Consider the following 22,096-nt stretch of genomic DNA (forward strand, 5'->3'; position numbering starts at 1 on the left):
TCAATCTCCTTGCAGCAGGCGACTGGTCATCCGCATATACACCAGAGCAAAGGCGGCCAGTACCAGGAACAGCATCACACTCAGAGCGCTGGCCTCACCGAAGTCTGCATTCTGGAAAGCATAGGTATAGATCAGCAACAGAACGCTCAATGTGGCATGCTGCGGGCCGCCGCCGGTGATGGTAAACGGCTCGATAAAGACCTGCATCGTCGCAATAATCTGCAGCACCAGCATCAGCAGCATGATAGGGCGAATGCAGGGCAAGGTTACATGCCAGAGGCGACGCCAGAAGCCGGCCCCATCGATCTCTGCCGCCTCGTAGAGAGAGGCTGGCACTCCCTGAAGGGCGGCCAGATAAACGAGCATCGTTGACCCGGCGGCGCTCCAGGTAGCCACCACCACCAGGGCGGGCAGAGCCGTCTGAGGATCTTCCAGCCAGAGTCGGCCTGGCAGATGGACCAGGCTCAGCAGTGCGTTCAGCAGACCCGCGTCGGGATCGTACATCCAGCGCCACAGAAAGACCGTCACGATCGGCGGCAGCATGACCGGCAAATAGAAAGCCAGGCGGAAGTAGCTCTTGCCGTGGCGCATCTCATTGATCGCCAGGGCCAGCACCAATGGCACCACATAACCGAAGAGCAAGGCATAGCCGGTAAACGCCAGCGTATTCCGCCAGGCGATGGCAAACAGAGGATCTGCCAGAACATGGCGGTAATTGGTCCAGCCGACCCAGGTCGCGGGATTGATCAGGTCGACGCTCTGGAAGCTCATCACGAAACCCAGCAGCACCGGATACCAGACAAAGAGCGCAAAGATCAGGAGCGCTGGCAAGAGAAAGAGATAGCCCTGGACCTGGCGCCAGAGCGCCCAGAGTCGTCGAGTGAGCGGACCCTGGCGACGGTGAGCACGCTCCCCGCGGGCAGCCAGCAGCCCTGCACCTGACATCAAGGTCGGCGCCGACTCGCGGGGGGGCGACAGCGGCGATGGTGACGACGAAGAAAGCAACATGGGGCCTCCTTCAGTGCGCCGTGCCCACGCAGTGGCGCGAGTGCCTTGCCGGATGGACTGAACTGCTGAGCGCTGCGCAGGCCCACGGCGCAGAAACATAGCGGGCAAGCCTCTCTAAGACGAAGACGACTGATCGAGAATCTGCTGGAACTGATGGGCAGCCTGGTTCAGCAGCGCTTCTGGATCGGCCTTTGGGTCGGTCAGAATCGCCTGCATGACCGGGTCGAGGGTGGCATACATTTTCTGCGTCTGATTGCGCGGCTCCGGGCGAAGCTGCAGCTGCGCATTCATGAAGGCGGTATAGTTTTCCAGAGGCACCGTCGCATACTTGCGGTAGAGCGCCGAGAGTTGCTGCTGGAAAGCTCCCTGAAACAGCACCGCTGTTGGAGCCCCCACGGCCTGGCCGGCGGCGGCCTGCTGGGCCAGACTGCGCTCGACAACCTCCAGATTGAAGTTCGAATAGATCACATAGTCAAAGGCCGCCTTGATCACCTCGGGGGCCGACTTCGGATTGAAGACCCAAAGATTGCCACCGGTCAGCGCGGCGTTCCCCCCATTCTGAGGCATCGGGCCAATCCCGAAATCCTTCAAATTAGCCTGATATTGGGCCTGGAGGGCATTGAGCTGGTCTGGAGCCATTACCACCATTGCCACCTTGCCTGTCGCTAGCAGCTGCAGCGTATCGGCCTGGGTCAGCAGCTGCTGCTGCGTCATCGAGCGATCGGTAAAGCGCATGGCCTTCAGAAAATTCAGCACGCTGACCCCCTGGGAGCTGTTGAAGACGGCCTTCGTGCCATCGGAGGACTCCAGATCGCCGCCAGCGGTATACATCCAGTTGGTGAAGTGCCAGCCGCCCTGGTTGGCCGTGCTGGTTTCAGCAAAGCCTGCCACCTTCGAACTGGTAAGCTGCCTGGCATAGCCGCGGAACTCCTCCCAGGTAGTGGGCGGCTTATCGGGGTCGAGGCCAGCCCCGCTGAAAAGCTTGCGGTTATAGAAGATGCCAAGCACATAGCCATTCACCGGAATCCCATAGACGCGATCGCCGCGGGTCACAATCGAGGCGATGCTCGGGATATAGTCCTTGAACGAGGGCCAGCTTTTGGCCAGGCTGGTGATATCGGCCACAGCATGGCGGGAGATCAGCAGGGGAGGCTCAGTAAAATAGCTCTGGACGCCGTCTTCAAGCTGGTTGGCGGCCAGTTTCGCGAAGTAGGTCGTAGGGTCATAAGGATCGTTCTTGCCGACGATGTGCTCGTGGGGATAGGCCTGCTCGAAGTCTTTGACCACCTGGTTGAAGACGTAGACGGCTCCAGGATTGGTGGATGGGGGAAGCGTATTGACAGTAGCGGTGACGGTGGCCGAGCTGCTGCTGGTGCCGCCACAGGCCGCGAGCAGCTCCAGGCCCGCGACGCCGGCCCCCAGCGCCAGCGAGCGCTGCAAGAAGCGGCGGCGATTCAGAGGGGACCCTGGTCCTTGCGTGCTCATAGGATAACCTCCTTGTCAAATAGACATGATGCCTCTATGACCTGCCATACGGATGTCCTAATCAGATACATCCTGCCCATAGCAGGCGCATAGGCCCGGCTGAGCCAGAGGGAAAAGAGGGCCTGCTGCGCTCGGCCACGCTGATCTGGTCAGGAGACGGCGGGCAGAAGCGGAAGCGAGGCAAGCGATCTAGGTGAGGGTGGCTCAGGATGAGCGTGTTGGTCTTGGTGGGGGAGAAGCAAAGAGCGCCATAGCTGAGTGACCTCCTTAAGCGTATCTGTCGCTGGCAAACGTTGGCAGGCGCTGGCTCCCGTCAAGCGCTGACGAGCTGGGGTGAGCCGAGGCAACGTAAGGTTAACGTTTACTCTGCCTTCTGAGGTAGAAGGTAGCATAGAAACAGCGGATTGTCAAGGGGAAGTTGAGTACTCGTTTTCTCTCACCTCGTGGGCGTTTGGTAGCTGCGTGCGGGCCTCGCTGGCTCCTGGCCTCTCCCTGGTCGTGCGTTGACACCTTGGGCAGGGCATGGTACCATTGAAATAACCTATTTGAGTTATCGTTTACCCTAGTGGAACAGGGGAGGGGCTGACACTGGAACCAAAACGACCGAAGCGCTTAACTATGGTAGAGATCGCCAGGCGCGCTGGTGTCTCAACCACCACCGTCTCCAAGGTCCTGAACCAGCGACCTGGCGTTGGTGAGAAGACGCGTGCACGCATTCAGCGTTTGATCGAGCAAAGTGACTATGTCCAGAACCATGCCGCGCGCCACTTGCGCAAAGGCCGCAGTGGCCTGATCGACCTGGTGCTGATGCGTCTGGAGGGTGGGTACGATCTCGGCATTATGCAGGGCGTACAAGAGGTGCTGGAGCAGAGTGGCTACCGTCTCGTGGTCTTTGCGACCAACGAAGATGAGACGACAGAGCGGCTCTGGCTGCGGCGCATCCTCGATCAGTCGAGCGATGGTGTGCTCCTCTTGCTTCCCTATGAGCGGGTCGGGATCGCCGATACGCTCTTGGAGCAGGGGATTCCTTTCGTGGCCATTGGCGATCGCAACGAGCCGACGACGGCCTTCCCGACGATCGGCTCGACGATCTGGCTTGGTGGCTATACTGCTACGGAGTATCTGCTCTCGCTGGGCCATCGGCGCATCGGCATTATCACCGGTCCGCTGCATCTGACAACCTCACGGGCGCGCCTGGCGGGCTATCGCGAGGCTCTGGAACAGGCGGGAATCGCCGTTGATCCGGCCTTGATCTGTGAGGGAAGCTATTTGCTGGGTGACGGCATTCGGCAGACGGAAGCTCTCCTTGACCTGCCGGACCCGCCGACCGCCATTTTCGCGGGGAACGACGCCCAGGCGGCTGGCGTCTATCAGGCGCTCTACCGGCGTCATATTCGTATTCCCGAGGAGATGAGCGTCATCGGCTTCGATGATGTAACCTACTCCACCCATATGGCGCCGCCGCTGACGACGATCCGCCAGCCTTTGGAGGAGATGGGACGCATGGCGGCGGAGATGTTGCTGCGCCTGATTGCCGGTCAGACGCTGGAGACGCATCACGTGGAGCTGGCGACCTCGCTGGTCATTCGAGAGTCGTGTGGGCCACCACGTCAGGGTCCACTGGGCAGGGGAAATAGCTAGACTCGCAGGGTAGCCTCTCCCCTGCCTGGGCCCAGGCAGGGCTGCCCCAGGGCGCTCTTTCCTCTTCTGCTTTCTTTACCCTGCCCTGGTCCTTCTCCGATCCAGAAAAGCTCTTCCGCATAGCCCTTCCAGTAAAGGCGGCTTTTCCAATCGCTATCTCCTTTCGCTGCTTCTTCGACTTTACCTTTATGTCTTGCCTGCCTTGTCGCTGTCGGTGGACACTAAGCAGCCGCTGTGGAAAGAGCACAGGCCAGCTTTGGCGAGGACAGCAGCGAATTGTGTGGAGAATCCGCCAATTTCTGGCGAGGATTCTCCTAACGCTGGCTGCTGCTGACTGGATATACTCTCTCTATGGAAGGTCCCCCTTCTGCGCAGCTCGTGCCAGGTGATGGGGGATCGGGAGCAGTCCGGCCTGCTGCTGTTCGCCTTAGTCAGGCCGTCTCTCCGGCGAAACTTGACGGGGATGGGAGAGGGTTCCGCGTGGGAAAGTCTTCCTCTGTAGTAAAGGCAGATGGTGCTCTCTGCGCTACCGCTTCCCGTCCTTCTGCTAGCACAGTTATAACAATTGAGAAGGATAAGAGGGAAAGATGCCAGATCATCAGGTGCATACCGATATTCCCTGGGTTACCTTGAACAATGGCGTGCGTATGCCGCAGCTTGGTCTCGGAGTCTTCTTGACGCCGAAGGAGCAGACAATTAGCAGCGTGCTGGCTGCCTTTGAAAACGGCTACCGCCTCATCGATACTGCAGCCGCTTACCGCAACGAAGAAGAGGTGGGCGAAGCGATTCGGCAGAGCGGGCTGCCGCGTGAAGAGTTGTTTATCACCAGCAAGCTCTGGAACTCGGATCACGGCTATGATCAGGCCATTAAGGGCCTGGAGACCAGCCTCAAGAGGCTGGGTCTTGATTATCTGGATCTCTATTTGATCCATTGGCCGTTGCCCATGAAGGGCCTGACGCTCCAGACCTGGAAAGGACTGGAGCGCGCCTACAAGGATGGGAAGGTGCGAGCGATCGGCGTCAGCAACTTCAAGCCGGCCCATCTTGAGCGCCTGCTGCCAGAGAGCGAAGTGGTCCCGGCTGTGCTTCAGATCGAACTTCACCCCACTTTCACCCAAGAGGAAACACGGAATTATGCCAGGGCGCACGGCATTCAAGTTGAATCCTGGTTCCCTCTGGGCGGACAGCGTAGCAAGGACACCCTGCTCAGCACGCCGCTGCTCAGGCAACTGGCCGACAAGTATGGCAAGACCCCGGCGCAGATTGTCCTGCGCTGGCATATGCAGCTTGGACTGGTGGCCATTCCTAAGTCGGTGCATGCCGAGCGCATCAGGGAGAACCGTCTGATCTTTGATTTCGAATTGAGTCAGGAAGAGGTGGCCGCCATTTCGGCCCTCGATACGGGCGTGCGTCTTGGCCCTGATCCTGATACCTTTGACGTTGAGTAATAGCTGATCAAGGCTGCTGGAGACCATTAATCTGCGGGAGCAGCACAGAGACGGAGAGGGATGGTGTGAGAGGCGGGAGGCAGGGAGGCAATGGCCTCGGAACAGAACGGACGCTGGGCTGCCTCTCGGCCCGGAGCGTCTCCAGCGGCCTCATCGCCCAGTCCTTGTGCTGGTCACCGAAGAGGTGACGCTCTTTGCCCCTTCCCGTCTCCTTTCACCGCAAGGGCGCTCTTATCCCTGACCTGTGCTCCCCCGCAGAAGTGGGAGCGCGCGCTGCATACAGGCGATCGCCAGGAGCGTTATGAGCGAGGCAAAGGTGTATACCTGCCAGTGTCCCCAGACTGTGTAGAGGTAGCCACCGATCAGCGGTCCGGCCACCCAGCCCAGAGATTGGTGGGACTGCATCGCCCCACTGACACGCCCCTGGTTCTGTTGCCCTGCTATTCCAGAGGTCAGGCCCCGCAGCGCATTTTCTACGCAGCTCCCCGCGCTGGCAAAGAGTGTAATGCCAAGAAGCGCCAGTCCCGGGGTTGCCAGCCAGGGAAGGGCGCTGAGCAGAAGGTAGCTCACGCCGACCAGCAACCCCTGAACCAGGATGTCTACCGTCCCAAGCACTGTCAACACAAGACTGACCTATGTGGCGGTGAAGTTGAGGCTGTCCTTGAGAGGTACTACATGGGAGAACTCGTGATCAAATACCTGGGTACGGTTAATCAGGTGTTCGCAAGATTTGACTTATCGACAGACTGAAAGTATTGTTCATCTGTTTCTGTGGCTGGTCGGTTCTGGGGATGCAGGGTCGCTCTGCGTAACATGAGCAGGGCAACCAGGCCAGCACCCATCGTGAGGATGCCAGCGAAAGTAAAGAATGACACCACTCCAAGAGCATCACCTAGTAAACTCGCGAGGAACATGCCTCCTAACATTGTTACTGCAATAAGTGTCTCAAAGAGCGCAAGGACCCGCCCTCGGTAACTGTCAATAACGTAGTTTTGGAGGAGTGATTGTATCATTACCACAAAGCCAGCAGCGAATATCCCAGCCAGGAAAAGAAGCAGGAAAACCGATAGCAGGAACGGATAGTGAGCGGCGAGCACGATGCAGCCTCCAATAATCCAGAGGGATGTAGTAATGATATAGCCGGGACGTACATATTTACTGAGAATACTTACAATAATGGCTCCAACAAAGGTACCAACACCCTGAGCTGTAATGAGCCAACCGTAGGTAACGGCTCCCTGGTGCATCTGCCTTTCGACGAAGACAACCATCAGGGCTGTCACCGCCCCTTGAGCGAACATTAATAAACTTATCGTAAAGAATATCCCTTTTAGCAATGTTTCGCGTCCAACCACTCTCAGCCCATCGACCCATTCTTGCATAATACTGGCTATTTTGACCTGGATTGAATGTGCTTCAGATGAGTTTTGCTTGACGGAGCGAGGCAATACCATCAGTAAGAGAAAGAGGGCAGAGCATATATAAGTTGCGCTATCTAGTATGATGAGAGATGCAAAGCCTAACCAGGTGAGAAGTATTCCGCCGATAAAAGGTCCAATAAGGCGAGTCAGGGCATCATTTAGGGACATGGCTGAGTTTGCAGTAACGAGATCTTTATCTGCAACCAGCGAAGGGAGAAGCGCGTTCATCGCAGGTGTAAAAAGTTGAGAAATAACTGAATGGATTAATATCACTATATAAATGATCCAGACTAGGTTGCTACTGTGAACAAGTAAAAGTATGCAAAGAATGGCTGCTCGTGTTAAATCTGCTACGATCATCGTCCAACGTCGATCCCAGCGATCCACAAAAACGCCCGCGAAGGATCCCAGGGCTATGCGTGGCAGGAGTTCAAGCATAAAGCTCGCACCTGTTTGTAAAACAGAGCCTGTCAGTTGATAAATAGAAAAAGGAATGGCTATGGTCAGCAGCCAGTCGCCCGAGACAGAGATAAGCTGTCCAAACCATAAGAGCATGAAATTGCGTTGGCGAAAAAGGGAGAGCATATTGCATTACCTCCAAATGCTGTTATACTCTGCTGCTGTAGCCCTGGGCGGAAGGCTGAATCAATGGTAGCCCACTCTGGCACCTAGTTGATCGCTTTTTTCATGACATGATGGCCTACCCTTCACTGCATAGATAGCAGCAGCTGGGTGACTTCAGGAGTGGAGATGCTTTCCACTAGGCGATCTCGTTTACAAAGAGACTTGATATCCTTGTGAACTACTCTGGGAGAACTCTCACTGCACCTCGATGCGCTTGCATCAGCAAAGGTATTCTCTCTCGCGAGGGGAAACACCTTCCTCCATTTCCGTGACACTCTCAAACTGTTTTAGAGCTGTTCAGAGTATACCTGAATATTCGGGAAGATACAAGGGTTTGTACAGCCCGATACAAGCAATCTTTTTGGAGAGATACATAGACCTCATCTGCAAATATTGCGTTCAACTTGCTTCTGTACTCATAGCAATTTTTGTCTGTACTGTACTGTATCCTGTGCCAGTGATGCTTGCGTCCTGGAGGCTGCGAGATAGGGCTGGGATGGCTGTAACATCTTATCTTATCTTATCTGGTGCTACGAGGTGGCGATTGTTCGTATCCCTTGGCTCCAGCCAGCTGGCCACAGCGGACTCAGCTATTTGCCGTTTTCTTATAGTAATCATCAGGAGTGGGTGAGGATAGTGACCGCTGGCAAGGGCTTATCTGCCCGTCTAGTGAGGGGCGTTTCCCTCGTGAGGATGAGGGCTTGCTGCTGCGGGCGGCCTATACTCGAGGCAGGGGAAAGCCGATGGGCCTGTGCCAGAACGAGTGGTTCCAGGGCGTGTGCCAGCAGGATGCTGCTGACGCAGCTCCAGGCCAGTAGCACGAAGAGCCAGGTGCCTCAGCCGCTTTCCTGCGAGGTCCCCGGCAGCAGAGGCCCGAGAGAGGAGCATTCCACATTGAACTGGGTTGCGAGGGTAGGTGAGTGGCTCAGCTGCGTCCTGAGCTGCAGCGTCTCCAGCCAGCAAAGAGGGCCTGTCTGTGCCCTGTCAGGAGCAGAGCAGACAGACAAGCCCCCTCTCTCTGGAGAGAGACGTTCTCAGGCGGTCGTCTCGGCGGTTGCCTGCGCCGTTTCAGGCGTCTCCTCCTGTGGTCCACTGCGCGGCGTAATGCGCAGCGTCACGAACGAGGCCAGGGCCAGCAGCACAATGGTCAGCACCACCACCACGGCATAGGAGCCGAAGAAGCCCGCCTTGGCTCCCAGCCCCGTAATGATGCCCGCCAGGCAGAAGTCGGTATCCCCGAAGGTCGTGTTGGCCAGGCCGAACGATCCCATGAAGGCCAGTAGCAAGGCTGGCAGGAGCGTAATCAGCAGACCATTGATGAAGGCGCCGACGGCGGCTCCCAACCAGCCGCCGGTGGAATTGCCGTAGACGCCAGAGGTGCCGCCATCGAAGAAGTGGGGCACCATACCGGGAATAATCAGGGCCAGGCCCAGCGGTCCCATCAAAAACAGACCTACGATACCACCCAGCAAGCTCATGATGAAGCCAATCAAGACCGCGTTAGGCGCAAAGGGGAAAGTCGTCGGGCAATCCAGGGCGGGCAGAGCGTTGGGTACCACTTTCTCCGCAATTCCGCGGAAGGCGGGCACAATCTCCGCCAGGATCATGCGCACACCGACCAGGATAATGGCCACGCCCGCCCCGAAGGTCAGAGCCTGGGTCAAGGCATACATGATATAGTTCCCGCCACCCGCAGCCTGCGCCAGCGCCGCTGGTCCAGCAATAATGGCCAGGACCAGATAAATAATCACCATTGTCAGCGTGGTCATCACCAGCGAGTCGCGGAGGAAAGAGAGCCCCTCTGGCACAGCCAGATCCTCGGCGCTGGCCCGCGGGGCCCCCAGGCGGCGCACCAGCTTGCCCACCAGTCCCGACGTAATATAACCGAACGTATTGAAGTGACCCAAGGCGAAGCCGGCATCGCGTGTCACCTTGCGCGTAAAGGGATGGACCAGGGCCGGCATCACCGTCCCAATTGTTCCCAGCATCAGCGCGCCCAGTATGACCTGATGGACGCCCGTGATGCCCGCGCTACCCAGAACCACGGCCAGCACCGTGGCCATGTAGAAGAGATGATGACCGGTCAGAAAGACAAACTTCACCGGGGTCAGGCGCGCTAAAATCAGGTTGACCAGAAAACCGAACGCCATGATGAGCGCCGTTGGTGCGCCGAAGGCCTTTTGGGCCAGACTGACAATTGCCTCGTTGGTTGGTACCACACCCTGCAGGTGGAAGCCTGCCTGCACCATCGTTCCCAGCGGCGCCAGCGCTCCAATCAAAATAGTGGCTCCGCCTGTCAGAATCAAAAAGCCCACGATGGTCTTGAGCGTTCCTGCAATCAATTCGCTTACGGGGCGCCGTAGCACCAGTAAACCCAGCAGGGCAATCAATCCCACCAGCAGCGGTGGCTTGCTCAAAATCTCCGAGACAATGAACTGAACGATCGCAAGCACAATGTTCATCGTTCACCATCCTTCTTCTGGCTGGCTAGCTAACGAGTGAGCCTGGAGGTCTCTCTCCAGGCCACAACAGTGCTTGTTCGCTGAAGACACCTGCTCGCGCTGAGTTGAGCCTCAGCATCAGCTGCCTTTCACCAAGGGCAGCAGCTTCTCTTTCATCTCCTTTCGATCGACATAGTTCTTGATGACGACGATAGGGATGCCTCTATCGGCTAACAGGCGCGCAAATTCGGCGGAAGTGACAATAATGTCAGCCTGCTCCGAGCGCGCAGTCCCGATATCGCTGACGACAACCTGGGCCTTGAGACCGGCAGCCTTGAGAACGTCCTCGATGGTCATGCGCAGAACCAGGCTGCTGCCAAATCCCATGCCACAGACAGCTAAGATCTTCACAGTGCATTCCCCCTGATCAGCTCAGGCGCCTTCGCTCACTAAGCGGGCGACGCAGCCGCAATGATGTGCATCACTTCCTCGGCGGAGGTACTGGCCTGAATCGCTGAGAGCGCCTGCTCATTCGCCAAGAGTTGGGTCAGCATGGTGAGTGCCTCCAGGTGTTTCTGACGGTCAACCGCGCCGAAGGCAATGGCGATCTTCACCGGATCATTGTCCTCGTTGCCAAAGGACACGGGAGGCTCCAGCGTCAGCAGACTCATGCAGGGACGTTTCACGCCATCGCTCGGGCGCGCATGTAAGAGCGCCACGCCAGGCACAATCACCATATAGGGGCCGTAGGTCTGCAGGGCCTGCTGCATGGCCTCGATGTAGCGCTCCTCGATAGCTCCGCTGACCAGCAACAATTGACCAGCCTCGTGGATGACCTGCCCCGGATCGCTGGCGGCGACATGCAGGCGAATGGTGGCGGGCGTCAGCAAATCTTTGAGCTGAAATGGCGCGTCTGATGAAGCCACAGCGGATCTCTCCAGAGTCGGGAGGGCGGGCAAGGCGACGCGCTGCGCTGATCGCCGCGGCTCTCGTCTCACTCGCCTACTCTTGTTCTGCGCTGGCTCTTCCGTCTATCCGGCCTCGATCGGCCCTGAGCAGCAGAGATCTCTCGCCGCGCCGTCGGACCTGACTGACGCGCCAGGTACCAGGTGGGCGCCTTGTAGAGCTGAGGCCTGGCCGACGCCGTCCTGACTCAGCGAAGCCGCTGCCGCTCTGCCCTCCCCTGAACTGGACCCGGGTAGGACGGAAGAGCCTGCTTGCTACTAGGATAAACTTTGCCGTCGTGTGAAAGTCAAGCGGTTGCCTGGTTCTTTCCTCTTCTTCGGATCGCCACTACTGGCCCGGAGTCAGCCGTCGGCGCAGCGGAGAGGAGAGCCGGCGCCAGTGGCAGAGCTGCGTCGGCTCCGGCTGCTCTGCCACTGGCTCTACCCTTACCTTGACTTTCACGTCGCGGCAATGTTTATCCTAGAGGGAGGAGAAGCGCCTGAGCTCTCTATGGATGCCAGGTCAACGCGCCTCCTCAGAGACGAGGAAGGAGGGGAGCAAGCTGGTGCTCAAGATCAGCGATTTTGCCAGGCTCGGGCAGGTCTCTATGCGGACCCTGCGCTACTACGACGAGATCGGATTGCTTAAGCCGGTGCAGGTTGATACCCTCACGGGATACCGCTACTACGCCGTTGAACAGCTCACGCGCCTTCATCGCATCCTCGATCTCAAGGAGATGGGTTTTGAACTTGCTCAGATCGTCCAGTTGCTGGACGAGCAGGTGACCCCTGAGCAGCTGCGCGCCGTGCTCCAGCAGCGGCTCGCAGAGGTTCAGCAGCAGATTCTCATCGAGCAAGAGCGGCAGGCGCGTATCGAGGCCCGTCTCAAACAGCTTGTGCTCGATGGCCAGCAGATCAGTTACGAGGTCGTACTGAAGCGTCTCAAGCCGCAGCTGGTGGCCGTCAGCCGTACCACCGCTCCCGGTGTCGCGCTCCAACTGCGCTTTGCCAGGCAGATGTTGCAGTTTCTAAAGGACAGCGGAGTGAAGCCGGGCGAGCATATCCTGCTATTGACGCTGGATGCCAACGGCGGAGAAGGCGAGGGAAGCATTGTGGAGGTGGCCATCCCGGTCGAAGGCTCCTCGCTCGGCAATATTGTCGAGCGCAGCGGCGGCCACATCACCATTCGCGAGCTGCCGGCGGTCACTGCCGCCACCCTGCTGTACCGGGGAGACCCTTATGGCCTGAGCGAGGTCTACCAGTCGCTGGCTACCTGGATTGAGGCACATGGCTATGCTGTCGCTGGTCCCTACCGTCATCTGCTCCTGCAATACGGAGATGAGCCGGAGGACTGTCTGACCGAGGTTCAGCTCCCGGTCGAGCGCAAAGAGGGAGGAACCAGTCGGCTCTTCTTCCATAGCGGCAGACGTCCGGCAGGGACAGAGAGCGGAGAGAAGGGGGCAGGCCGGAGCTGCCCACCTGTGGCCTCTCTCAAAGCGTGAGGCAGGTGTTCATGTGATTGCTGAGGCTTCTTCATGGGCTGTGCCTCTGGGCAGCCTTGAGAAGAGAGGAATGGCTGCGTGATCGGTGTCGTCCTTGTTTCACATGGCTCGTTAGCCGCCGGATTAAAGGATGCGGTGGAGATGATCGCTGGCCCCCAGGAGCACTTCGTGGCCATTGGCATGCCCGCTGGTGGCTCTCTAGAACAGCTCAAACGGGAGGTCGAAGCCGCGGTTCACAAGGTGATGTGCGATGGCGAGGTGCTCATCCTCATCGATATCCTGGGAGGCAATCCGGCCAGCGCCTCCCTGCAATTGGCGCTGCAAGGGACGCAAGTCATCTGCGGCGTCAATCTTCCCATGCTACTGGAAATTCTTGTGCAACGAGAATATATGAGCTTGCGCGATCTCACGCCTATCGCCATTCAGGCTGCGAAAGAAGGCGTGATTAATCTTACCCAGCGCCTGGCTGATCGTGGATAGTGGCCTCCAACGGCCTCGGATCAGTCCAGCTGAGCAGGAAAGGGGATAGGTTTGGCTGCATCAACAGAAGTAGTTGTTGCCTATCGTGACGGCCTGCATGCCCGTCCAGCCACGCTGCTGGCGAAAACAGCAGCGGCCTTCTCGTCGACAATCACCATTGAAAACCTGACGCAAGGTAGCAAGCCGGTCAATGCCAAAAGCCCACTGACGGTCTTGTCGATCGGCATCCAGCGCCATGATCGGCTGCGCATCGCTGCCGAGGGGGCCGACGAACAGGAGGCCGTAGAGACCATTGCCCGGCTCATCGCCAGCAATTTCGGCGAAGCCGAGGAGGCTGAGCAGCAGGAGCAAGTAAGCAATGAGTGAGAAGCGAATCCGTGGCATAGCGGCCTCCCCCGGGATTGCTCTCGGCCCTGTCTACCGCTATGAGCCGTCGCTGATCAAAGTCGAAGAGGAGGGGGGCCAGGATGAGGCGACAGAGCTGGCCCGTCTCGAAGCGGCCCTGGCTGCGGCCCGCCAGGAAATCCGACTCCTGGCCGAGGAGGCCGGCAGAGCTGTTGGCCCCAAAGAGGCGGCTATCTTCTCTGCTCACGAGCTGTTTTTACAAGATCCCGAGTTACTGCAGCAGGTGCAGGAGCGCATCCGTCATCAACAGGGCGCTGCCTCTGCCTGGCAAGCAGCATTTCAGCACTATATTCAACAACTGCAAACGGTCCAGAATGAGTATTTGCAAGCCCGGGTCCTCGATCTAGAGGATGTGGCCCAGCGCGTGCTCCGTCATCTGACGGGGCAGGCCGAAGAGAGCCTTCAGCTGAGCGAGCCGGTGGTCATCGTCGCGCGTGAGCTAACCCCTTCAGCGATCGTGCGTTGCCCGCGAGAGCGCGTGCTGGCTTTCTGCACGGCCCAGGGCGGACCGACCTCCCATGTGGCCATTCTGGCCAGAGCCTTGGGAGTGCCAGCGGTGGTTGGTTTGGGGGACAACCTGGAAGTTTTGCGTCCCGGCCAGGTAGTCATCGTAGATGGAGAGCAAGGCCTCGTCATTGCAGAGCCAGAGGCTGAGGCCCTGGTTCATTATCAGCAGCAGGCACAATGGCTTCAGCACCAGGCCAGGCTGGCAGCGGAAACCAGGCAGCAGCCAGCCTGTACCAGAGATGGTCGATGCTATCCAGTGCGGGCCAACATCCAGGCTCCAGAGGAGGTAGCCGCTGCGCGAGCCTTTGGGGCCGAAGGTATTGGTCTCCTGCGCACCGAATTCCTTTTCCTGGATCGTCAGCAGGCGCCCAGCGAGGAGGAGCAGCGGGAGATCTATCGCGCCCTCATCGAAGCTGTCCATCCGGCGCCTGTCGTCTTCCGTACCTTTGACATCGGAGGGGACAAGCCGGCCCCTTATCTCTCCCTTCCGCGCGAAGCCAACCCGTTTCTGGGTGTACGCGGTATACGCCTGGGATTAAAGCATCGGCCACTGCTGCGCACCCAGCTGCGGGCCTTGCTCCGCGCAGGCGCGGGCCAGGAGCTGCGTGTTCTCTTTCCGATGGTGAGCAGCTATGAGGAAGTTGAGACCCTGCGTCGGCTCGTGCACGAAGTAGAAGAGGAGCTACGCCAGCAGGGGCAGGCGCTGGCTGAGCGAGTGGAGCTTGGCATCATGATCGAAGTCCCGGCTGCCGCTCTGCTGGCTGACGCTCTGGCCGAAGTCGTTGACTTCTTTAGCCTGGGCACCAACGATCTCACGCAGTATGTTCTGGCAGCCGATCGCACCAACGAGGGCACAGCCCCCCTGGCTGATCCTTTCCATCCCGCGCTCCTCCGTCTGCTCCAGCTTGCTGTTGAGGCTGCTCACCGTCACCAGCGTCGCGTGGAGATCTGCGGCGAACTGGCCAGCGAGCCGCTTGCATTGCCCCTCTTGCTGGGACTGGGTATCGATGAGCTGAGCATGGCGCCCAGAGCCATCCCTCGCTGCAAGCAAGCGATTCGTCGCTGGACCCTGCAGGAAGCTCAGCAGGTAGCTCAGCAGGCGCTCCGCCTGCGCACAGCTGCAGAGGTCCGCTCGTATCTGCACACGTGCTCCCCAGATGAAACTTCCTCTCTTGAAAGATAGAGATTAGAGGAAGAGGATAAGCGATAAATAGCGGCGGCAGGAAGTGCGGGAGCTACATAAGCCACACCAGCTACACCAGCATCTGCACTGGAACTGTCAGTGAGCCTCTCCTCCTCGTGAGCCTGGCCCCAGGCCAGGCGCGGGGAGGACAGCGACAGTGAGCTGCCAGAGCGCACTGTCCTACTCCACCTTGGGGCCAGGGGCCACAAAGCGGTAGCCCACCCCTGGCTCGGTCAGCAAGTAGCGTGGATGGGCCGGGTCAGGCTCCAGCTTTTGACGCAGGCGATTCAGATAGACCCGCAGGTATTCCACTTCACCGCCGTATTCTGGTCCCCAGACGCGCTGAAGCAGCCAGCGATGTGTCAGCACCTTGCCGGCCTGGGTAACCAGCTGCTCCAAGAGAGCAAACTCCGTTGGAGAAAGGCGGACCTCCTCGCCGCTGCGGCGGACGGTTCGTCTGTCCAGATCCACCTCGATCTCTCCGAAGCGTCGCGCCCCCCGTGCTGGTGGCGCAGGCGTTCCGCTCTCCCACTGGGTCCGTCGCAAAACGGCCCGCACCCGTGCCAGCAGCTCCTCGACTCCGAAGGGCTTTGTCAAATAGTCGTCGGCCCCCAAATCCAGGGCGGCCACTTTGTCTCGCTCAGCGTCGAGGGCTGTCAGCACGATAATGGGAACCGTCGACTGCTCGCGCACGCGCCGGCAGACCTCCAGCCCGTCCATGCGCGGCATCATCAGATCAAGAATCAGCAGGTGCGGTCGCTCCCGTTCAAAGAGCGCCAGCGCTTCCAGGCCGGTACTGGCCTCCAGCACCTCGAAGCCGCGCACGCGCAGATTGCGGCTCACGAAGTCCCGCAGGGCCAGCTCATCCTCAGCAAGCAGAATGCGCCTGGTCTTGCCTGTAACCATCGCCGGAGCCTCCCTCTTCTTCGACTACCTCGCGCAGCGTCGTCAATGCCGACTGCGAGGCGCACGGCAGCGAAAAGCACATCGCTGTGCCTTGCGGACTGCTCTGGGCCCAGATGCGCCCTCCGTGGGCCTCCACAAACGCCTTGCAGATTGCCAGGCCCAGACCCGTTCCACCAGCATGCTGGCGGCGTCCACGGGAAGCCCGGTAGAAACGTTCAAAAATGTGTGGCAGCTCCTCGGGGGCGATGCCTGGTCCGTCATCAAGCACAGCAAAGATCAGAGCCTCCTCCTCGTCCGAGGAGCGCCAGGCTTTGACCTGAACCTGACGCGCCCCGTAGAGCAGAGCATTACTGATCAGATTGTGGAGTACTATCTCGATCCGTCCGCGGTCTACCAGGACCGGTGGCAGCCCTGGCGGGATCTCCACCGTCAGCGTTGCTCTCCCTGACTTGATCCGTTCGCCAACCGCCAGCACCAGCGCGCGTGGATCGACAGGGGTGCACCTGAGCTGTAGCAGGCCAGCCTCTTGACGTGAAAGATCGAGCAGATTGCGCACAAGCTGTGTCAGGCGATCGGCCTCCTGCAGAATGGTCTGCAAAAACTGCTGCTGCTCCTCGGGAGACCAGCGCACATCTGGCTGCAGCAGCGTCGAAGCGTAGCCTTTAATCGCCGCCAGGGGGGTGCGCACCTCATGGCCCACCGCTGCCAGCAGGGTTGTCTTAAACTCGTCCAGCTCCCGCTCGCGTGTCACATCGCGCACGAGCAGGCCCCGTCCGATCGTCTCTCCGGTCTCGCTCTGCACAGCGAAGAGTCGCAGCTGCAGCGTACGTGCCTGGCGCCCCTCACCGTTCTCGATCAGAAACGTCGCTGGCTCGGTCTGGTTCAGGGCCTGGGCACAGGCCGCGGCCTCAGCCCCTGTAGCCTGCAGAGCCTCATAGAAGGCCGCGATAGACTGTCCCTCCAGAGCTGTCCGCGGGAGACCGGCGATGCTGCATGCTGCCTGATTGGCGTAGAGAATCTGATGGTCAGTGCCCAACAGGAGCAGCCCATCCTGCATACTCTCCATGATGGCCGCCAGCCGCTGTTTCTCCTCGGTGGCTCGCCGATAGAGGCGGGCGTTCTCCTGAGCGACCTCGCGCAGTCGTTCATCGCTGCGTTCGTAGAGCACAGCGTGCTCCCAGGCGAGCGTGGCATAGTTAGCGAAGGTCGACAGCAACTGAACCTCGTGCTCCTCGAAGAGGCGCGACTCCCGTCGGTGGACCACCAGGACGACGCTGCCGACGTGATGACTGATGATGGGCAGAGCCAGAACCGCGCGGAAGCCGTCATCGTAGGCAAAGGAGGGCTGGCTGCCGTCGAGTAACTTCTGCACAGGCTGACCGCTGCGCAGGGCCAGCACCGCCGCCGAGCTGACGCGCGCGGGCGAGAGGGAGAGCAGACGATTGTAGCGCTCGCTGTGACCGCTGCTCTGCAAGACGCGGAGCACTCCCTGCTCATCGGGCAGAAGGACCGCCACCGCCTGGACATCGACCAGGCGCTGAACCTCGTGCATGATCTCCTCGATGACGGCGCGAGGATCAAGTGAGCGAACCACGGCGTTCGAGGTCTCCAGCAAAGTATGCAGCTCGCTCAGCTTGCGCAGGCCATCGCGCTCCAGGCGGATCAGCGAGCGGGCCAGATCGCCGATCTCGTCGCGTTGACGGGCGAGCAGGAGGGTGGCAGTCGGGATGGCATCGGCGCTGGCCGGCAAAGCCTGATGCTGACTGGCCAGTGTCTGCAGGGGACGAATGACGCGCAGGTGCAGGAGCAGCCAGAAGAACAGACCCCCCAACGTAAAAAGCAAGGCCACGAGCAAGAGCCAGAGATGGAACTGATCGACGACGGCCAGGGCCTCCTTCGCTGGTCGCTCAACCACCACCGCCCAGCCGACTTTCGGCACCGGCACAGAGCTGAACAGCCAATCCTGGCCGTCCGGCCCCGGTCCTGCGCGCGAGAGACTCTGACCCTGGAGGGCCAGCGCTACCCCTGGCAGCTCGCTAAGGGCTGTCTCCAGCAGGCGCCCGCGCTCGGAGGCGGCCACCACGACGCCATCCCCATCGATCACCGTAATCATCAGGTGCTTGCTCTGTCTCTGCTGAGCCTGAACCACATTGACCAGCGGCAGGCTCAACTCGGCCAGAGAGAAGCTGGCGGCGATCAGGCCGCGCAGGCGTCCCTGAGAGCGCACGGCCTGAGCCACAATCACACCTGGCGTGGCCAGCCTGCTGGGAGCCAGTCCCACGATGCCCACCTCGAAGGCGGGCTGGCTGCTCTTGAGGGCCTGCTCGACGACTGTGGGCGGCGAGAATTCGGCTCCGGCGACGACATGGCCCGCGGGCCAGGCTACCAGCACCGCCCCGAAAGGGTCAAGCCAGTAGACGTGATCGACATCGCTCCGCGCATCGTGCCACGCCTGGAAGAGGCGCTCAAGTGCGGCGGGGGTCTCGCTCTGGGACTCCACTACCAGCCGGCCCAGGCTCTGTAGCGCTTGCTCGGCTCCTAACAGTTGCAGGCTCGTCTCGCGAGCGATTTCCTCGGCCAGGGCCTGATCGGCAGCCTGGACGTCGCTGCGCAGCCGCTGCTCAACCAGGGTGTTGATCCCCACTCCGCCAAGCAGGACGACCAAGACGAAGAGCAGATAGACCGTGAGCAGACGAGTCAATAGGGAGCGATGAAGCGCAGGCCGCATAAGCCTTTCTCCACAGTGAACCTGGCTGGCTTCTCTCTCTCAGGGTTCCCTGCCTCCTCCCTGGTCGGTCCCGCAGCTCTCGCGGTACGTCTCTCTGGGGCCAGGCACAGGCACCCCAGTGTTACGGCTGTCTTCCGAGCAGGGCCAAAGGCCGAGACCTGGGAGACGCTGCCCTGCTCGGTCTGCCTGGGTGCTCGAAGGAAGCAAGGGCAGCGTCAACGACATCCCATTATACTATGTCGATGCTCCTGATCCGTCTAGCGCTCAGACCGTGCTCTCCTCCCTAACTGGCCTTGCTGGCGAACTCATTGGTGTAGGTCGTGCTCAGATCGATCTGCTTCCCCTGCACCGAGCTATTTGACTGCTGCTCGGTACTCAGAACAAACTCCGGGCCACCGGTGGGCATCAGGCCATCGGGACTGAAGATTGCCAGCTGGTTCTGCAGCGCTGTCACGTACAGCTGCTTGTTGCCGGCGTAGTAGTCGGCGGGCATCATGTCGGCAATCTGCTCCGCCGTATGGCTGTGAATCCATTTCAGGGTCTTGACGTAGGCATTGACCAGCTTCTGCACCACGTCCTTGTGAGCATTCACATAGTCGTTGCGCATGAAGACACAGATAAAGGGATAAGGACCACCGAGGGCGGCTTGCGTGGTCTGGGGGGTGCGCAGGTCAACCAGGACCTTGCCGATACCGCTCGCCAGAATGCGCGAAATAGTTGGCTCAGTCGTCATGCCGGCGTCGATCTTGCCCTGTTGCAGGGCAGCAATAAACGTGTCCCCGGCCCCCACCGGAACGAAGTGGACCTGATTGGGGGCGATGCCAACCTTGTGGAGAAGGACAGTTGTCAGGGTCTGAGTTCCCGAACCCAGCTCGGTTACCCCCAGATTTTTCCCCTTGAGATCGCTGACCGAGCGGATCTGGCCAGCCTCGCGCGTGGCCACAATTTCGGCCTCGCCCGGGGCGATATCGAGCTGTACCACGCACTCCATTTGTTTGCCTGCCGCTTGCAGCTCGATGGTGTGGTTGTAGGAGCCAGAGCCTGCATCGACCTGGCCGGCCAGCACCTCGTCCTCTGCCGACTGGCCGGACGCTTCATCGATGAGAGTGACAGCCAGGCCCTCCTGGGCGAAGTAGCCCAACCGCTGGGTGAGCATATTGGGCAGATAAATCTGCTTGCTCAGCCCCCCGACCATGATCTTGAGCTGGATCTTGCCGTTACTCACGGTTGGCCCGCTTGCACTGCTCCCACAGGCGCTGACCAGCGCGGCCAGCAGCAGGATAAGCACGGTCATGGGCTGTCGCAGCCACTGTCGCTTGACACACATGGTCTTTCTCTTCCTTTCTCTTCGTGCGTTCCGTTCCATTCGTTGGGCTGTTCAGACGGCCTCCAGACGTTGCCTCTTTCGGGTTGGGGTGCTGCCGCACCTTGATTATCAGCTGACTGCTCAGGTGCGGCTCGGGTGAAGGCGTGTATTGCCCACCCAGAACTGGGGCGGTGTCAGAGGGTGACCTCGCTCAGGGCGCTCGGGCGCCAGCGCAGGAGACGCCGCTCCAGGGCGGTAATCACTATCTCCGAGAGCAGGGCGACTGCGGCCAGAATCAGCATGGCCGCGAAGACCCCATTGGCATTGAAGGTGGCGCCGGCGTTCTGGATCATCAGACCGATGCCCTCGATCGAGCCGACGAACTCGCCGACCACGGCCCCCACCAGCGCAAAGCTAAAGCTTGTGTGCAGGCTGGCGATGATCCAGGTGAGCGCCGATGGCAGGATCACCTCGCGGAAGAGCTGCCAGCGGTTGGCTCCCAGAATGCGGGCGTTGGCCAGCAGGTTCCGATCGACCTCGCGCACGCCCTGGAAGGCATTGAAGAAGACGATGAAAAAGACCAGGACGACCGCCAGGGCGACCTTCGATTGACTGCCCAGGCCCAGCCCAATGGCGAAGAGCGGCGCCAGAGTCACGCGGGGAATAGAATTGGCGGCCTTAATATAAGGGCCGAGCAGCTCGGCGAGGAAGGCGTTGCGGCCCAGGAGGACGCCGAAGCTGATGCCGAGAACGACCCCAATCAGAAAACCAAGCAGGGCCTCCTCCAGGGTCACGGCGATCTGTACCCAGAGCGGTCCCTGGGCGGTGCCGTGGAGCACCCAGGTCACCAGCTGCTGCCAGATCCCAGATGGGCGTCCCCAAAAGAAAGGATCGATCAGGCCCAGGCGGGCCCCCAATTCCCAACCGCCGATCAGAACCACCAGCAGCAGCAAACGCAGAGCATTAATGAGCCAGCGCCGGCGTCGCCGTCGCCGAACCAGGGCCGCCAAAGCAGCGCTGTCCGTCTCCGCCGTCGGATGAGCACTGCTCTGCTGCCGCTCAAGAAGAGTGTTTGGCTCGCTCATAGCTGATCATCACCTCGTCGCGGAGGTCCTCCCAGATGTCGTGATAGAGCTGAACGAAGCGCGGATCAAAGCGGATCTCGGCCACGTTGCGCGGACGAGGCAGGTCGATGGTATAGATGCCCTTGACCGTCGCCGGTCCGGCAGTCAGCACGCAGACACGATCGGCGAGGGCGATCGCCTCCTCCAGATCGTGGGTCACAAAGACCACTGAGGCCGAGAGCGCGGACCACAACTGCAGTAGCTCGTTCTCCATCAGCGTGCGTGTCTGCACATCGAGAGCGCTGAATGGTTCGTCCATCAGCAGGATCTGTGGCTCATTGATGAAAGTCTGAGCGAGGGCCACACGCTTGCGCATACCGCCCGAAAGCTGATGCGGATAGCGGTCTTCGAAGCCGGCCAGACCAACGCGGGCGATCCAGGCGCGGGCACGCTCCAGAGCTTCCCGCCTGGGGACGCCACGAAAGAGGGGACCGGCGGCCACGTTGTGCAGCACGTTCTTCCAGGGGAAGACGGCGTCGGTCTGAAAGACATAGCCGATGCGCGGGTCGTTGCCATGCACCTCTTCCCCCATGACCAGGACGGAGCCGGCACTCGGGCTATCCAGCCCGGCGATGAGGCTCAATGTCGTGGACTTGCCGCAGCCGGTGGGGCCGATGAGCGCACAGAACTCGCCCGGGGCCACGCTCAGACTCAGGTCGCGTAGCGCGGTATAGGTCTGCCCACGGGGAGTGAGGAAGCGCTTGGTCACCTGGCGTAGCTCAATGACCGGCGCGCTGCCCGTCGGACGCCTGTCACCGGAGGCCTCCTGGAGTGGGGAGCGTGGCATAGGGGGTGAAGCGGATGATACCTTGTTCTGTGAGTGTTGCATTGTTCGTGCTTCTTGCTGCCGAAGAAGATGCTCTCTCTGTTACGATCTTGCCCGGCTAGCCGACCAGCCGGCCAGTGGGACGGTCAGGCAGATGGCGAGACGACCCGACTGGCC

18 protein-coding genes are annotated in these 22,096 nt (G+C 60.1%); 6 read left to right on the top strand and 12 right to left on the bottom strand.

Annotated features, from left to right (window positions below):
- Together A4R35_RS02465 and A4R35_RS02470 are read right to left on the bottom strand one after the other, a co-directional pair.
- Complete coding sequence (locus A4R35_RS02465; RefSeq protein WP_449649511.1) at positions 1–1,005, bottom strand: carbohydrate ABC transporter permease; 1,005 nt, start codon at positions 1,003–1,005, stop codon at positions 1–3.
- Positions 1,006–1,122: 117 nt separating this feature from the next.
- On the bottom strand, positions 1,123–2,493 hold the full coding sequence (locus A4R35_RS02470) for an ABC transporter substrate-binding protein (protein ID WP_112426216.1): 1,371 nt from the start codon (positions 2,491–2,493) through the stop codon (positions 1,123–1,125).
- Between the two features lie 618 nt (positions 2,494–3,111).
- On the opposite strand from A4R35_RS02470, the gene A4R35_RS02475 reads away from it, so the two are divergent.
- Together A4R35_RS02475 and A4R35_RS02480 are read left to right on the top strand one after the other, a co-directional pair.
- Positions 3,112–4,134: a LacI family DNA-binding transcriptional regulator gene (locus A4R35_RS02475; RefSeq protein WP_112426218.1), complete on the top strand. Its 1,023-nt coding sequence runs from the start codon at positions 3,112–3,114 to the stop codon at positions 4,132–4,134.
- A gap of 587 nt (positions 4,135–4,721) precedes the next feature.
- Positions 4,722–5,582: an aldo/keto reductase gene (locus A4R35_RS02480; protein WP_112426220.1), complete on the top strand. Its 861-nt coding sequence runs from the start codon at positions 4,722–4,724 to the stop codon at positions 5,580–5,582.
- A gap of 231 nt (positions 5,583–5,813) precedes the next feature.
- On the opposite strand, the gene A4R35_RS02485 is transcribed toward A4R35_RS02480, so the two are convergent.
- The 5 genes from A4R35_RS02485 to A4R35_RS02505 all read right to left on the bottom strand — a co-directional run bounded on the left by A4R35_RS02485 (position 5,814) and on the right by A4R35_RS02505 (position 10,994).
- Positions 5,814–6,206, bottom strand: a complete 393-nt coding sequence (locus A4R35_RS02485) for an MFS transporter (protein WP_112426222.1) — start codon at positions 6,204–6,206, stop codon at positions 5,814–5,816.
- An 89-nt stretch (positions 6,207–6,295) separates the two neighbouring features.
- The gene (locus A4R35_RS02490) at positions 6,296–7,588 is read right to left on the bottom strand and encodes an MFS transporter (RefSeq protein ID WP_112426224.1); all 1,293 of its coding nucleotides are present in this window, start codon (positions 7,586–7,588) and stop codon (positions 6,296–6,298) included.
- Positions 7,589–8,661: 1,073 nt separating this feature from the next.
- Positions 8,662–10,089 carry a PTS ascorbate transporter subunit IIC gene (locus A4R35_RS02495; RefSeq protein ID WP_112426226.1) on the bottom strand — a complete coding sequence of 476 codons (1,428 nt, stop codon included), beginning with the start codon at positions 10,087–10,089 and terminating at the stop codon, positions 8,662–8,664.
- Positions 10,090–10,206: 117 nt separating this feature from the next.
- Entirely contained in the window at positions 10,207–10,479 is a 273-nt protein-coding gene (locus A4R35_RS02500; protein WP_052891458.1) for a PTS sugar transporter subunit IIB, read from the bottom strand.
- Between the two features lie 38 nt (positions 10,480–10,517).
- The gene (locus A4R35_RS02505) at positions 10,518–10,994 is read right to left on the bottom strand and encodes a PTS sugar transporter subunit IIA (RefSeq protein ID WP_223258153.1); all 477 of its coding nucleotides are present in this window, start codon (positions 10,992–10,994) and stop codon (positions 10,518–10,520) included.
- 584 nt (positions 10,995–11,578) lie between these two features.
- Between A4R35_RS02505 and A4R35_RS02510 the strand changes: the two genes are divergently transcribed.
- The 4 genes from A4R35_RS02510 to ptsP all read left to right on the top strand — a co-directional run bounded on the left by A4R35_RS02510 (position 11,579) and on the right by ptsP (position 15,089).
- Entirely contained in the window at positions 11,579–12,514 is a 936-nt protein-coding gene (locus tag A4R35_RS02510; RefSeq protein WP_189361251.1) for a MerR family transcriptional regulator, read from the top strand.
- 78 nt (positions 12,515–12,592) lie between these two features.
- Positions 12,593–12,994, top strand: coding sequence for a PTS sugar transporter subunit IIA (locus tag A4R35_RS02515; RefSeq protein ID WP_112426230.1), 402 nt, complete (start codon positions 12,593–12,595; stop codon positions 12,992–12,994).
- 51 nt (positions 12,995–13,045) lie between these two features.
- A complete protein-coding gene (locus tag A4R35_RS02520) occupies positions 13,046–13,360 on the top strand; it encodes an HPr family phosphocarrier protein (protein WP_170293225.1) in 315 nt (104 codons plus the stop codon).
- Positions 13,353–15,089 carry a phosphoenolpyruvate--protein phosphotransferase gene (gene ptsP, locus A4R35_RS02525; protein WP_112426234.1) on the top strand — a complete coding sequence of 579 codons (1,737 nt, stop codon included), beginning with the start codon at positions 13,353–13,355 and terminating at the stop codon, positions 15,087–15,089. Before A4R35_RS02520 ends, ptsP begins: the two co-directional genes overlap by 8 nt.
- 180 nt (positions 15,090–15,269) lie before the next feature.
- Here the strand turns inward: ptsP and A4R35_RS02530 are convergent, their stop codons facing one another.
- From A4R35_RS02530 to A4R35_RS02550, 5 genes are all read right to left on the bottom strand, one after another.
- Positions 15,270–15,995, bottom strand: a complete 726-nt coding sequence (locus tag A4R35_RS02530) for a response regulator (protein ID WP_112426235.1) — start codon at positions 15,993–15,995, stop codon at positions 15,270–15,272.
- Positions 15,958–18,723, bottom strand: coding sequence for an ATP-binding protein (locus A4R35_RS02535; protein WP_112426237.1), 2,766 nt, complete (start codon positions 18,721–18,723; stop codon positions 15,958–15,960). The genes A4R35_RS02530 and A4R35_RS02535 overlap by 38 nt, the downstream gene beginning before the upstream one ends.
- A 283-nt stretch (positions 18,724–19,006) precedes the next feature.
- Positions 19,007–20,050, bottom strand: a complete 1,044-nt coding sequence (locus A4R35_RS02540) for an ABC transporter substrate-binding protein (RefSeq protein ID WP_223258154.1) — start codon at positions 20,048–20,050, stop codon at positions 19,007–19,009.
- A 173-nt stretch (positions 20,051–20,223) separates the two neighbouring features.
- On the bottom strand, positions 20,224–21,114 hold the full coding sequence (locus A4R35_RS02545) for an ABC transporter permease (protein WP_112426239.1): 891 nt from the start codon (positions 21,112–21,114) through the stop codon (positions 20,224–20,226).
- The gene (locus A4R35_RS02550; RefSeq protein ID WP_112426241.1) at positions 21,089–21,940 is read right to left on the bottom strand and encodes an ABC transporter ATP-binding protein; all 852 of its coding nucleotides are present in this window, start codon (positions 21,938–21,940) and stop codon (positions 21,089–21,091) included. Before A4R35_RS02550 ends, A4R35_RS02545 begins: the two co-directional genes overlap by 26 nt.
- Positions 21,941–22,096: the final 156 nt, after the last annotated feature.

Origin of the sequence: Thermogemmatispora tikiterensis (assembly GCF_003268475.1) — a bacterium.
Classification (GTDB): Bacteria; Chloroflexota; Ktedonobacteria; order Ktedonobacterales; family Ktedonobacteraceae; genus Thermogemmatispora; species Thermogemmatispora tikiterensis.